At 48.1% G+C, this 393-nt stretch carries 1 protein-coding gene; it reads right to left on the reverse strand.

Annotated features, from left to right (window positions below):
- Nucleotides 1–393 (reverse strand): pseudouridine synthase (locus UF06_RS22865; protein WP_045572518.1); only part of this gene is annotated, 393 nt, incomplete at both ends.

Consider the following 393-nt stretch of genomic DNA (forward strand, 5'->3'; position numbering starts at 1 on the left):
GTCCCACTCAAATCGAGTAAACAATTGCTGCCACGTATCGTCGATACTCGCTTTCATCACTAGCTCTTCATTTGTAAACGGATGCACAAAACGCAGCTCCGAAGCATGTAACAGCAAGCGGTGTGAATCAAATTCGTTACGGAACAATTTGTTGTGTTTACCATCACCGTGCGATGTGTCCCCCACAATTGGGTGACGTAAGTGGGCCATGTGGCGACGCAATTGGTGCTTGCGACCAGTCTTGGGCTTCATTTCCATCAAACAGTAGCGCGTTGTTGGGAACTTGCCCGTCGAATAAGGCACTTCCACTTTCGCCAGTGGTTTGTAAGCGGTTACTGCCTCTTGAGCTTCTTTCTCTTGGGAGGCGAACTTATCTGCAATTTTGTCTAGTTC

Source organism: Vibrio sp. S234-5, from assembly GCF_000960595.1.
GTDB lineage: Bacteria > Pseudomonadota > Gammaproteobacteria > Enterobacterales > Vibrionaceae > Vibrio.